This window comes from Halobacteriovorax sp., assembly GCF_041587335.1.
Lineage (GTDB): Bacteria > Bdellovibrionota > Bacteriovoracia > Bacteriovoracales > Bacteriovoracaceae > Halobacteriovorax.
In genome coordinates this window covers 1-12,037 of record NZ_JBFGYP010000093.1, presented here as the reverse complement: position 1 = coordinate 12,037, position 12,037 = coordinate 1, and the positions used below count along the sequence as shown (strand labels likewise).

13 protein-coding genes are annotated in these 12,037 nt (G+C 35.0%); 10 read left to right on the top strand and 3 right to left on the bottom strand.

Annotation, left to right across the window (positions count from 1 at the left end):
- Nucleotides 1-123: 123 nt before the first annotated feature.
- Nucleotides 124-543, bottom strand: coding sequence for a secondary thiamine-phosphate synthase enzyme YjbQ (locus ABX784_RS12205; protein ID WP_372655328.1), 420 nt, complete (start codon nucleotides 541-543; stop codon nucleotides 124-126).
- Nucleotides 544-637: 94 nt separating this feature from the next.
- On the opposite strand from ABX784_RS12205, the gene cdaA reads away from it, so the two are divergent.
- From cdaA to ABX784_RS12155, 10 genes are all read left to right on the top strand, one after another.
- A complete protein-coding gene (cdaA, locus tag ABX784_RS12200; protein ID WP_372655327.1) occupies nucleotides 638-1,444 on the top strand; it encodes a diadenylate cyclase CdaA in 807 nt (268 codons plus the stop codon).
- A gap of 1 nt (nucleotide 1,445) precedes the next feature.
- On the top strand, nucleotides 1,446-2,372 hold the full coding sequence (locus ABX784_RS12195) for a CdaR family protein (RefSeq protein ID WP_372655326.1): 927 nt from the start codon (nucleotides 1,446-1,448) through the stop codon (nucleotides 2,370-2,372).
- Nucleotides 2,373-2,428: 56 nt separating this feature from the next.
- Nucleotides 2,429-3,793: a phosphoglucosamine mutase gene (gene glmM / locus ABX784_RS12190; protein ID WP_372655325.1), complete on the top strand. Its 1,365-nt coding sequence runs from the start codon at nucleotides 2,429-2,431 to the stop codon at nucleotides 3,791-3,793.
- A gap of 9 nt (nucleotides 3,794-3,802) precedes the next feature.
- A complete protein-coding gene (locus ABX784_RS12185) occupies nucleotides 3,803-4,567 on the top strand; it encodes a pyridoxine 5'-phosphate synthase (RefSeq protein ID WP_372655324.1) in 765 nt (254 codons plus the stop codon).
- Nucleotides 4,568-4,570: 3 nt separating this feature from the next.
- Nucleotides 4,571-6,166: an NAD(P)H-hydrate dehydratase gene (locus tag ABX784_RS12180; RefSeq protein WP_372655323.1), complete on the top strand. Its 1,596-nt coding sequence runs from the start codon at nucleotides 4,571-4,573 to the stop codon at nucleotides 6,164-6,166.
- A 9-nt stretch (nucleotides 6,167-6,175) separates the two neighbouring features.
- On the top strand, nucleotides 6,176-6,631 hold the full coding sequence (gene tsaE / locus ABX784_RS12175) for a tRNA (adenosine(37)-N6)-threonylcarbamoyltransferase complex ATPase subunit type 1 TsaE (RefSeq protein WP_372655322.1): 456 nt from the start codon (nucleotides 6,176-6,178) through the stop codon (nucleotides 6,629-6,631).
- Nucleotides 6,632-7,036: 405 nt separating this feature from the next.
- Nucleotides 7,037-7,576, top strand: coding sequence for an Rrf2 family transcriptional regulator (locus tag ABX784_RS12170; RefSeq protein WP_372655321.1), 540 nt, complete (start codon nucleotides 7,037-7,039; stop codon nucleotides 7,574-7,576).
- Nucleotides 7,557-8,723 carry a cysteine desulfurase family protein gene (locus ABX784_RS12165; protein ID WP_372655320.1) on the top strand — a complete coding sequence of 389 codons (1,167 nt, stop codon included), beginning with the start codon at nucleotides 7,557-7,559 and terminating at the stop codon, nucleotides 8,721-8,723. The genes ABX784_RS12170 and ABX784_RS12165 overlap by 20 nt, the downstream gene beginning before the upstream one ends.
- Before the next feature lie 178 nt (nucleotides 8,724-8,901).
- Complete coding sequence (locus tag ABX784_RS12160) at nucleotides 8,902-9,180, top strand: HU family DNA-binding protein (RefSeq protein WP_372655319.1); 279 nt, start codon at nucleotides 8,902-8,904, stop codon at nucleotides 9,178-9,180.
- Between the two features lie 213 nt (nucleotides 9,181-9,393).
- A complete protein-coding gene (locus tag ABX784_RS12155; RefSeq protein ID WP_372655318.1) occupies nucleotides 9,394-10,089 on the top strand; it encodes a hypothetical protein in 696 nt (231 codons plus the stop codon).
- 4 nt (nucleotides 10,090-10,093) lie between these two features.
- Here the strand turns inward: ABX784_RS12155 and ABX784_RS12150 are convergent, their stop codons facing one another.
- Both ABX784_RS12150 and ABX784_RS12145 read right to left on the bottom strand, forming a co-directional pair.
- Nucleotides 10,094-11,143 carry a hypothetical protein gene (locus ABX784_RS12150; RefSeq protein WP_372655317.1) on the bottom strand — a complete coding sequence of 350 codons (1,050 nt, stop codon included), beginning with the start codon at nucleotides 11,141-11,143 and terminating at the stop codon, nucleotides 10,094-10,096.
- 75 nt (nucleotides 11,144-11,218) lie between these two features.
- On the bottom strand, nucleotides 11,219-11,659 hold the full coding sequence (locus ABX784_RS12145) for a globin domain-containing protein (protein WP_372655316.1): 441 nt from the start codon (nucleotides 11,657-11,659) through the stop codon (nucleotides 11,219-11,221).
- Nucleotides 11,660-12,037 lie beyond the last annotated feature (378 nt).

Here is a 12,037-nt window from a genome sequence, read left to right as displayed (position 1 = left end):
TAAGTCAAAGGCCGCTAAGGAGATGGGAATCTCTAGAGAGGCCTTAAGAAAGAAGCTACTTCAGTCTTCGAGTGTTTTAGAGAGTGTTCAAGTTGAAACTAGCTCTAAAGAGAAAGAAGCCGCTTAATCTTTTACAAACTTAAATATAATAGACCTTTGCTTGGGACTATCTCTAAATTCACAGAGATAGATCCCTTGCCATGTCCCAAGAACTAATTCTGAATTATCTACAACGAAAGACATTGATTGATTTACTAGTAACGTCTTCATATGGGAAGGAGAGTCATCAGGACCTTCATCTGTATGTTTAATGAAAGGCAAGTTTCTTGGGGCGATATGATCTAAAAAGCATTCTAGGTCTTCTTTTGCTGATGGGTCATAGGATTCATTAATTGTAAGACCACAGCTCGTGTGAGTGATAAATAGATGGAGAACTCCACTTTGATTAGTCCGAACTGTTTTTGAAAGAGTCTTTTTGACCTCATTTGTAATATTATAAAATCTCTCACCATGCGTGCTTATTGTGATTGTTTGATAATTCAATTGACTTCCTTTCTTTATTTATTCACATTATTCTCAATATTTAGTCATTATATGTCGATACTCGTATATATCAATTTAAATTGGGAGAACCCCTTTGGGAATCATTGAGATCCTCTACCACCAGATTGGAATAAAAGATGTAATGGATATCTCCATTGTCGCTATTATTCTATATCAAATTCTTAGAATAGTTCAAGGAACACGAGCTCTTCAAGTTATGCTCGGCCTAGTTCTTGTTTTAGGACTTTACGGTGTGTCTCTCTATTATAAACTCTATTCTTTAAATTGGATTCTTACTCACTTTTTTGATTATTTTGTCATTATCTTTATTATACTTTTTCAAGATCAATTACGTTCTGCTCTTGCCAATGTTGGGACGGGGCGAAAAGTCTTAGGTATATTTAATAATAAATCTGAATATCTTGAAATTGAAGAAGTTGTAGAGGCCGCAGGAGTTTTAAGTCGAGAAAGAATCGGTGCTCTAATCGTATTTGAAAGAAGACATGGGTTAGAAAATATAGTTGGAACAGGAACTAGACTAGGGGCAGAAATACACTCTGATCTTATATATTCTGTTTTTCAACCCTCTTCACCGTTACATGATGGAGCAGTATTAATACAAGATGGTAAGCTTGCTGCGGCAGGTTGCTTTTTACCACTTTCTAATAATATCGAAATAGATAGACACCTTGGTACTAGGCATAGGGCAGCTCTTGGCATATCAGAAATTTCTGATGCTATTGTTGTCACTGTTAGTGAAGAAACAGGACGTATTAATATATGTCTCGATGGAATCTTCTATGCATGTGGAAATGAAAATCAACTGAGACAATACCTTAAGCATGTTTGGTCCAATGAAAAACTAGATGAAAAATTAAAACCTATTAAGCTCAAGGACTAGAATGAAAGGTTGGCAAAAGGTTCTAAAAAAGAATCATGAATATTCACGACACCTTTTAAAGTTTGTAAGTATATTATTTGCAGTTTTTATATGGTTTTACGTTCTAAACTCTGAACCGCAAGAAGTTACTCACTCAATGACTCTTCACTTGGTATCTCCATCTGGATTCAGTGTTTCAAATCTAACTCCAGAGAAGTTAAATGTTAAGATTAAAGGCTCTCGTGCATTCATTAGAACTATGGTTGAGAGAGAAGAAAACGTCTTTATAAAATTACAGAATTACCCATATAAGAAGAAGGGTGGCTTCAATATATTCCTCTCTCCTGAGGACATTGCAGTACCTTTTGGTGTCCAGGTTGTCGATGTGAAGCCTGATAAATTTAAAGTGGAATTACAAAAAGAAATAAGAAAGAATGTTCCTGTAAAAATGAACCTTGTAGGGTCAATACCAAGTGACTTAAAGTTAATGGAAACAAGTATTGAGCCTTCAGAAGTTTTGATTTCCGGACCAATAGAAGTGATGAGAAAGATATCAAAAGTACAAACAGCTCCAATTGATATATCTACACTTGAAGGCTCTGGTGAAATGAAAATTGCTCTTGCAGATATTGACCCAAGGGTAGAATCTAAGAGGGCGACAGCTCTTGATTTCTCATATGTTGTTAAACCCCGTAAGGCGAACTTAACACTCAAGAAAATAAAAATTAGATTCTTATCCAGTTCAAGTAACGTGAAGTCAAAAACTAGATACGTATCACTTGATGTTCTTGCTCCTGAAGGAGTTCGTCTAACAGCATCAAGTGTTCAGGTTATTGCAGATGTTCCTGACAAGAAAGGGGTGCATCGTGTTAAGTTACGTGCAAAGCTGCCTGAGGGGATTCACCTTTTGCAAATCAACCCCCAATCTATTAATGTAAGTAATCGATAATATATATGTTTCTAGGAATAACAGGCCCATTAACAGAGGCCATATAAGAGGAAAGTATGTCGGAAAGAAAACTTTTTGGTACAGATGGTATTCGTGGTAAAGCAAATGTTTACCCTATGACTCCTGAAATTGCGACAGCTCTTGGAAGAGCAGTTACTCATTATTTTCAAGGTCACACTAAAAGAAAAAAACCTTTAATTATTGTAGGTAAAGATACTCGTCTTAGCTGCTATATGTTTGAGCAGGCCTTCGCTGCAGGTGTTTGTTCTCAAGGTGGAGAAGTTATTTTAACTGGTCCTCTTCCAACTCCTGGGGTCGCCTTTGTAACTGAGTCTATGAGAGCGGATGCAGGGATAATGATAAGTGCTTCACATAACCATTATTCAGATAATGGAATTAAAATTTTTGACTCTGTTGGTAATAAGCTTCCTGATGAAGTTGAGCTTGAGCTAGAAGAGCTTGTCTTAAATCTACAGCTAATGCCTGTAAAAATTGGTGGAGAGCTTGGAAATGCAAAGAGACTTAAAGAAGTATTTGGTAGATATTTAGTAAATGTAAAATCAACTCTAGATAATAGCTGTAAGCTTGATAATATGAGAGTTGTTCTAGACTGTGCTAATGGTGCAGGGTATAGAGTTGCTCCTATGATGTTTGACGAACTAGGTGCAGAAGTTATTTCAATCGGCGTAAGTCCTAATGGTCAAAATATAAACTCTGGCTGTGGGTCTCTTCATCCTGAGTTAGCATGTGAAAATGTCAAAAAATATAGAGCAGACATTGGAATATGTTTAGATGGTGATGCTGATAGATTGACTGTTATCGATCAAGATGGAGACGTTGTTAACGGTGACGCTCTAATTGGATTATTTGCAAAGTTTCTTCTTGATACTGGCAAAATGAAAAAAGGTGACACTGTTGTTGGAACAGTTATGTCTAACCTTGGATTAGAAAATTATATAAAATCACTTGGTCTAAAGTTCCATAGAACTAAAGTTGGTGATAGATACATTGTAGAATATATGCGAGACCATAAATGTGTCCTAGGTGGAGAGCCTTCTGGACATGTTATCTTTGGTGAATATGCCACTACAGGTGATGGTTGTCTTGCAGCGCTTAAGGCCATAGAAGCAATGAAATTCTATGATAAATCAATTAAAGAGCTTATAAAGGAAGTTAATCTTTACCCACAACTTTTACAGAATAAAGTTGTTAAAGAGAAAACACCTTTTAAAGATATACCTGTTTTTCAAACAGCTTTAAAGGCAGCTGAGAAGTCTCTTGGTGATCGTGGAAGAATTCTTGTACGTTATTCCGGAACAGAGCCTCTCGTTAGAGTTATGGTTGAAGGTGAAAAATTAGAAGACATCCAAGAGATTTGCGATAATTTAATAAATATTTTAACACAAGAACTTGGTAGTTAGGGAGCAGTAATGAAAGCAAGATTAGGCGTTAATATCGATCATGTGGCAACTTTAAGACAGGCCAGGGGAGAAAATTACCCTAGTATCGTAGACGCTGCTAATACAGTTCTTCGAGATGGTGCAGATCAAATCACAATTCACTTGAGAGAAGATCGTAGACATATTCAAGATACTGATGTTGAAGCTGTTCACTTAGTAACTAAAAAATTTGGAAAGCCATTAAATTTAGAAATGGGATGTAATGATGAAATCGTTGAGATCGCAGTAGCAACTGCTCCTAGCTGGATTTGTCTTGTTCCTGAAAAACGTGAAGAGAAAACGACTGAGGGTGGTTTAGACCTAAAAAATAAAGCAAATTTTGATAAAGTGTTATCTACTTGTAAGTATCTTAAGTCAAAAGTTGCTGGCCTAAAGATTTCATTATTTCTTGAAGGTGACATTGAAACACTAACATTAGCAAGTGAAATGCCTATTGACGCTGTTGAGGTTCATACTGGTGATTACGCGCGCGCTTTTTTAAATAATGAGAGTTACGATAGTTATATTTCACAATATAAAAACGCAAAAGTTTTTCTAACTTCAAAAAAGATAGGTTGTCATGCAGGGCATGGACTTACTTCTGAGAGTCTTATTCCTCTTCTGGAGAATAATTTATTTGAAGAGTATAACATTGGTCACTGGATCGTTTGTCAGGCGTTATTTGATGGACTTTCAAAAGTTGTTAGAGATATGGTTACTTGTATGAATGATTACCCTTACAGTCTAAAGGATTAGAAAATGAGAGTTGTTGATATAAATGAAATGAAAGAAATTGAAAAAACTTCAATCGAAGAGTTTGGTTTTTCAGAATCACTTATAATTGAAAATGTTGGGACAAGAGGTGCCGACTTTATTGAAGAAACTATATTAGAAGAACTTGAATATGTTGGAGAAATTGTACTTCTTGTAGGAAGAGGAAATAATGCAGCTGATGGTCTTGCGATTTCTAGAAATTTAGTAAATAGAGGTCATAGAGTAAGAGCTTTTATTCTTTTTCCTGACGATGAGCAGTCAAGTGAAGAACAGCAAAAACAAGTTCACTTAGCTAAGTCTTACGGCGTAAGAATTAATGAAGTTAGAAATATTAATCAAGTACAAAGTTACTTTGAAGAAACTCAAGAACACTATATTGTAATTGATGCCGTTCTTGGTACTGGTTTTAAACTACCTCTTTCACAGTATCTCTTTGAACTCTTTAATTGCGTAAATGATTCAAACAGTATCACTGTCGCTATTGATATACCTTCTGGGATTACTGCTAATATTGGTGCAAAGAGTTCTGTTGCAATTAGAGCAGATTTTACACTAGCTATTGGTCTCCCAAAAACTGGTCATTATATAGATGAGGGAGCAAGACACTCAGGTCAAGTTCTAACTCTTGATGTAGGGTTCCCAAGGTCTCTCTTAAGTGGAGGAGATAAAGCTCTTCTTACTCCTGAAATTATTGGAAACTCATTCGGCGCAAGAAATAAATTTGCCCATAAAAACTCTTTTGGACATACTCTCGTTGTTGGTGGGTCTCCAGGGCTTACTGGTGCCTGTATTATGGCATCTACTGGTGCTCTTAAAGTAGGATCAGGCCTTGTTACTGCGGCAACTTGGAAAGAATGTTACTACGAACTTACGGGTAGATCTTTACCTGAAATCATGACTGGTTTAATTCCTTCAAGTGCTGAAGATAAAGAAAGCATTATCGGTGAGCTAGATCGTTATGATGCCGTCGTTATTGGTCCAGGCCTTGGTGTTAATGATATCTCTAGAGGGATTGTTGTTGAACTCTTAAGCCAATTTGCTGGTCCTGTTGTTGTTGATGCAGATGCCATTAAAGTTTTAGATTTAACAAAAGATGTAGAACTTCTTCACAATAGAAAGTATCCAACTATTTTTACTCCTCATATGGGAGAGTTTGCAAAGTTTACTGGTGCAAGTGTTGATGAAGTTTTACAAAGACCAATTGATTATTTAAAAGAAGTCGTTGATAGAACGAACTCGTGTTTCATTATGAAAGGTCCTTGTTCATTTCTAGGCTTTCCAAATGGTAATGTATTTATTAATTATTATCCTAATGATGGTATGGCCACTGGTGGCTCTGGAGACGTTCTCGCTGGAATACTAGGTGGTTTACTTGCACAAAATCCTTTGGATAGATCACAAAGTGGAATTTTCGTCGATAAGAGCATGCTCTATCAGGCCATCTGTCTTGGTGTAGGAGCTCATACTATTGCAGGGAAGATTTCTGCTCAAAACTATGGTGTTCGTGCAATGACTGCAACTTCTATACTTGAACATCTATCTGATGCTTTCAAAGAATTAAACGAAGAAGATATTTACTAGTAGGGAAAAGTGAAGCTTATAAAAAAATGGAATGATATTTTTGAAGGTGATTTAGAAAGTTTTTCTAAAGAGCTTAAAACTATCATTCCAGGCCCTGCAGCAATTGTGCTTTCTGGTCCTGTTGGTGCGGGGAAGACGACTTTCACAAAGTTTTTTATAGGAGAGGATCAGGATGTTGAAGTCTGCTCTCCGACATACTCTGTAGTTAATGAAAACGGCAATTGCGCTCATGCGGATTTCTATCGACTAAAGAGTAGTGAAGAGGTCGTTCACCTCGAGTTAGAGCTTTATTTAGAAGATAAAGAATATTTTTTAGTAGAGTGGGGAAGTCCATACCTTAAAGAAATTTCTCGAAATTTAGATGATGACTGGCAAGTGTATGAGCTCGTTTTTGAAATAAACTCAAAAGAAGATGACAAAAGCGGTACTTTTTCAAGAAATATTCAACTATTTCACCATTTTTAACCACCTTTTATTGAATACTTGAGTACATAGGGCGGAAAAATATTCCGAGGAAAAAACACGGTTTTTTCCAATAAAGTCTGTCTTTTAACCTTAAGATAATAAAAAGTTCTTGATAAAAAGACTCTAACTCTCTAGATTTACTCAATGTTAAAAAAAGAAAAGCTCAAGTATTTCTTAATTTAATAAATAAAGAAAAAAAGGTTAGTTTTTAAACCGAAATCAAGTTGACTTAGGACGCCTGAACTTGTCATACTATTTACGAAAGATTGGTTTTAAATAATCAATTTTTTGGGAAAGCACAGGAAGCGAACCCAGCAAGAGAGCAACACACAAGTAAACACAAACTTGTATTATGCAACTACACCGAGCTATTAAGCTTTTAATTGGATTTATGGAGGAAGACCAATGAGACTCACTTCTAAAGGACGTTACGCAGTAAGAGCAATGCTTGACCTAACTACCCATTCAAACGGGAACCCTGTTAGACTTCAAGAAATTTCTCAAAGACAAAACATTTCACTTCACTACTTAGAACAACTTTTCAGAAAGCTTAGAAATGGGCAAGCTGTTAAGTCTGTAAGAGGACCGGGTGGTGGTTATGTACTTGCTAGAAGCATGGACCAAATCACTATGAAGGACATTCTTGAGTGTGTGGGTGAGAATATTAACCCAGCTAAGGATATTCTAGGGACTGAAGCAGAGACTTCATCTACAGTAGAATTCCACCTGTCTAAGAATTATTTTCAAAATCTAGGCGTAATCATGAGCGAGTACTTGTCAACGACATCTCTTGGTGATTTAATGCGCAAATCTAATGAGATTGAAATTGAAACGAAGACGGAGCAGGCCACTACTCAAAGTGAAGTTACTAATACGACAACACTTGAGAATACAATTGGAATGACTTCCGCAATTAGGAATCCAATTGGCGAGATTAATCAATAACAGATATTATTTCGATTATAATGCAACATCCCCGTTGGCGAAATCAGTTCATGACTGGCTTTCCAACGGGGATTTGCTTTTTGCAAACCCTTCTTCAATTCATAGTTCTGGTAAAAAATCTAAACGCTTCATAAATGAGACTAAGAATTTTCTAAGAGAAACTTTCTCAGTTCCAGTTGATTATAAATTATTCTTTCATTCTGGTGCCTCTGAGGGCATTAACTCTCTAGTTAAGGGATTTGCTCAAAAGTTTTATGCAAGCGGCGAGAGAGTGCATTTTGTACACTCTGCAGTTGATCATAGTTGTGTTTACAATCTCAAAGATGAATTAGAACTTTACGGCCATAAAGTTTCAACATTTGGTGTTGATAAGAATGGTGACTATGATATCGAAGAAGTTATTTCTCTTTTAAATACGACTAATGGACCTAAGCTTTTAAACTTTACTTGGGTAAATAACGAGAATGGAGTTGTTTGGGATCTAGATGACCTTACAAGAATCAAAGATGAAACAAATTGTTCTATTCATGTTGATGCCGTTCAGTCTGTTGGTAAAATAGAAAATTGGAATCAGTTAAATAAAATCATAGATGCATACACTTTCTCTGGACATAAGTTTGGAGCAATGAAAGGTGTTGGTTTTTCTTTTGTAAAAGAAACTTTTCCTTTTTGTTCACTCATTCGTGGTGGTGGGCAACAAGAAGGAATGCGCTCTGGAACTGAGAATACTACAGGTATTTATTCTATAAAGTTAGCTCTTGAAGATGTTTTAAAGAATCAAAACTATGATGAACTTTATAATGCTAAAAAACTTATTGAAGATTCTATCGAAGAGCATCTCTCTGGTGAATCTAGAGTAATATCTAAAGATTCTAAGAGAAGAAATGGAAATACTATTTATCTTATTCTTCCGGGTCGAAAAGCAGATATTCTCATCACTGCTTTTGATCTTGCAAGAATGGATGTTAGCTCAGGTTCTGCCTGCTCATCTGGCGCAGTTCTTCCAAGTCGTGTTTTACTTTCTATGGGAGTTAATGAAGAAGATGCTAAGTCTGCACTTCGTTTTTCCTTCTCCTATGAGCTATGCTTAGAGGAAAGTAAAGAGTATTCTGAAAAAATAATTTCAGTCTTAAAAAGATTTTCTTAAATCTCAAATCTACCTCTATTATTGCCTTTTCATTCTTGACATTTTTTAGAGCCTTTGCTGTAGGGGGCTTAAAGTAAAAAAAAATAAAAAAACCTTTAAATAAAGGTGTTAAAGGTATTGCCAAGTTAAAATAAATCCGTCACCATTATATTTATAAACCCAATGTACGGAGGCATTTATGAACAAGAAAGAATTATTAGAAGCAATCCTTAAGAACAAAGAATTAGGAACAATGACTAAGAAAGACGCTGAGCTTTTCCTTAACACTACTATTGATACTATCAAGAAAACTGTTAAAAAAGGTGAAGATGTTTCTCTAATCGGTTTTGGTTCTTTCTCTAAAGTAAGAAGAGCTGCTAGAGCAGGTGTTAACCCAGCGACTGGTGAGAAGATTAAAATTAAAGCAAAAAATCTTCCAAAGTTTAAGCCAGGTAAAGCTTGGAAAGATATGTTCTAATTTTGGTTTTACCAAAAAAGAATATGGAGGGCCTTTAGAGGCCCTTTTTTTTTGCCATTTTTTTCAATATATTTCTAACTCACTAATATTTGAATCAACTTTCTACAATCTTCTAAATAAGAGTCCTAATTTACTCCTTTAAACGTTGACTAGATAACTTAATCTTTATAGTAATTGTTTACTCAAAAATACTTATTCTATAGAGGATTTCATATGAAGATTTTAGCTATTGTTGCATTCATTACACTTTCACTAACAAGTGTTTCAGCAAGAAACTCTAACCCTCGCCATAAACTTACTGTGACAATGGAAAATTATGTTCTTCAAGAACAGATTGGACAAGAGCTCCACAGGTTAGTAATTGATTTTCATCCATTCTTTGATTTTAGATTTGGTTGTACTGTTGGAGATGTTGAAGATTATCCATGTGCACATAAAAAAGCCTTTAATACACTAGAGCAAATTCTTATCATTCATCCTGACTTACATTCGGCCTCGAATGAATACCTTTCTTGGATCATGGTACAAGCAATGGCCAAGATGGTTTTAGAGAAGAGATATCAGCTTGCTAAGTACCCTAGAATAAAGGTCATAGAGATTGAGCAGATGGTGATGCTAACGGCTCAAAAGTTTTGGAATCAACTAAACCCTCCTATGTCCGATGATTTAGATTTATATAGAACTTCAGATTATAATATTGCTTTCACCTTAGATCTTTCAGTTCTTTCATTTACTAAGGCCTATAATCAAAATCCTAGAATTAACTTCTATAATAAAGTTGCTCTTAGAGCGACAAGGTATGATGGGGTCTATTTATCAGTTAGTGATATTATTGAAAGTGGAAACTTTTCAGAAAATGAGAAAGAGATTGCACGAAATATCCTCGTTGATTTCGAACACTCTCTCTAATCCTTTATAGGGCGATATAAATTGTATCGCCTTCTATTTTTATAGAATCCTCTTCTAAGAATAACTTTAAAATCATTAACGTCATTGTCTTGGCCGGAACGCCCGCAATAGTAGCTTTAGCTACACTTATTTTTAAAATATGTTTTTCTTCATCATGGACGACTTGACCATTTACCTTAAGATTTAAATGAAAGAAGATCTTTATTCTTGAGCGGATATCAAAATACTTATTTCTGATATCAACCTTAACAAACTTGATATCTTCTAAGTCGACGAGCCCTTTATTGTTAAGATTGATTTTTGGAACTTCATTAAACTCTGAGAATTCATCCAAGAAGATATGTGCCTGCTGTAAACATCCCTCTATAAAGTCATTAATATCAAAACGAGTTTTTACTCCATTGGTACAGTCGGCCTTAAGTTTCTCAACTTGAGTTTTTCCACCATTAGAAGTGAAGATAATCTTTGAAGCATCTATGGCAATAGTCTCTGGGGAGATTAGTGCTGTCGTATTATTAGTGAGTATATTCATACTTTGATTTATTAGCTGTGCTTGTTCTGATTCAAGAACACCATTCTTTAAACAAACAATATCAATATCAGTTGAGGTGTCTCCTTTTGGGTCACAACTACCTTTAAGATTCTTTGAAGAGACGGTAGTATCCTCATTACCTGTCTTTATGTAAGGAACATCAAAAAACATTTCTTCTTTATCAAAGTTAATCAATGCATCTTTTAAAAATAAATGATCTAGAGTTATAAGAGGGTTATCTAGGGCCAAGGAAGTTTTATATGTAACAAATGAAACTTTAGCGGAGAATTGTTGATCTTTAATTTCAACACTTCCTTTTAATAATTTCCCATTGTCCTCTGCTTGAAATTCATTGCCGCCAAAATCTACATTTAGCTCTGAGGCAGATATCTTTCCTAGAGTGGTGCCGTTTTCTTTATTAGTAGTGATATTTAAATCAGATATTTTAATGATTTCTCTCTTAGCATAAGATGATGTCGCTAGAGAGAAGAAGCAAAGCACTTGTACGAATATTTTAGTCATAAATTTTCCTTATAACTAAATTAGATCAAATAAATTACATTTTTAGAACAATTCTTTTCTGTCATCTGAGTGGATTTATTCGTGAGGGAGAAAGTATTGAGATGTGAAAAATGAAACTGGGTAGTTTATAACTTCTCTTAAGTAATATGCTAAATCATCGTACCATGAGTTATCAAGCTCTTGTATTGTAATAATTAGTGCTTCTATCCAATAATAGTATAGGTGAGGGTGGATCTTAAGACCGCCTATATTGTGCACTTTAGAAAGACGCGATATTTGGCTTTTTGCAAATTCATCTTTGTGTAGGTAGCTAAATAAAATGTTAACTCCATTTATAAGAGCTTTTTCTTGATATTTGAAATCTGTATCTTTAAAGTATGCTTCAATTTCTGGATTTAAGAGAAATAAGTTCTGATAGAATTTTTTTGCAAAAGCTATATTATTTCTGGCCCGCAAGTAGCTTCCCTCCGCCTTACTAACTTTTTCATCCCATGATTTTTTTCTTTCTTTCATCATATTCAGGTCTCGTGTTTATGACTTTATAAAATATTTTATGATATTAGTTTCTATTGTATCACTACTTGTAGATATATCATGAGGTGGTGCTTATATGCTGAAGAATTAAGCTTGCATTAAATTTCTAAGCCCACTGCTTGATAAAAGCAGTCATGTATAAGGTTTAGACACTATTGGTCATTTAAGTTGTTGATAATACATAAGGTTTTTTGGAATAGATCTTGCTTCATATTAGGCGGGCGAGGTGTTAGATGAAAAATATTCCTTTAATCGTAGCAATGTTAATGAGTGGAATTAGTCTGGATGCAAAACAGGTTAAGAATATTCATATAAAGACAACGTATAAGCGTTCTAAGAAAATTTGGGGTGTCTACACTT

Bases quoted from the DNA above. Each gene is read 5' to 3' on its own strand.
- ABX784_RS12185 (WP_372655324.1), top strand. From the start codon at position 3,803: ATGAAAGCAAGATTAGGCGTTAATATCGATCATGTGGCAACTTTAAGA.
- ABX784_RS12180 (WP_372655323.1), top strand. From the start codon at position 4,571: ATGAGAGTTGTTGATATAAATGAAATGAAAGAAATTGAAAAAACTTCA.
- ABX784_RS12195 (WP_372655326.1), top strand. From the start codon at position 1,446: ATGAAAGGTTGGCAAAAGGTTCTAAAAAAGAATCATGAATATTCACGA.
- ABX784_RS12150 (WP_372655317.1), bottom strand. From the start codon at position 11,143: ATGACTAAAATATTCGTACAAGTGCTTTGCTTCTTCTCTCTAGCGACA.
- glmM (WP_372655325.1), top strand. From the start codon at position 2,429: ATGTCGGAAAGAAAACTTTTTGGTACAGATGGTATTCGTGGTAAAGCA.
- ABX784_RS12170 (WP_372655321.1), top strand. From the start codon at position 7,037: ATGAGACTCACTTCTAAAGGACGTTACGCAGTAAGAGCAATGCTTGAC.
- ABX784_RS12160 (WP_372655319.1), top strand. From the start codon at position 8,902: ATGAACAAGAAAGAATTATTAGAAGCAATCCTTAAGAACAAAGAATTA.
- ABX784_RS12145 (WP_372655316.1), bottom strand. From the start codon at position 11,659: ATGATGAAAGAAAGAAAAAAATCATGGGATGAAAAAGTTAGTAAGGCG.
- ABX784_RS12155 (WP_372655318.1), top strand. From the start codon at position 9,394: ATGAAGATTTTAGCTATTGTTGCATTCATTACACTTTCACTAACAAGT.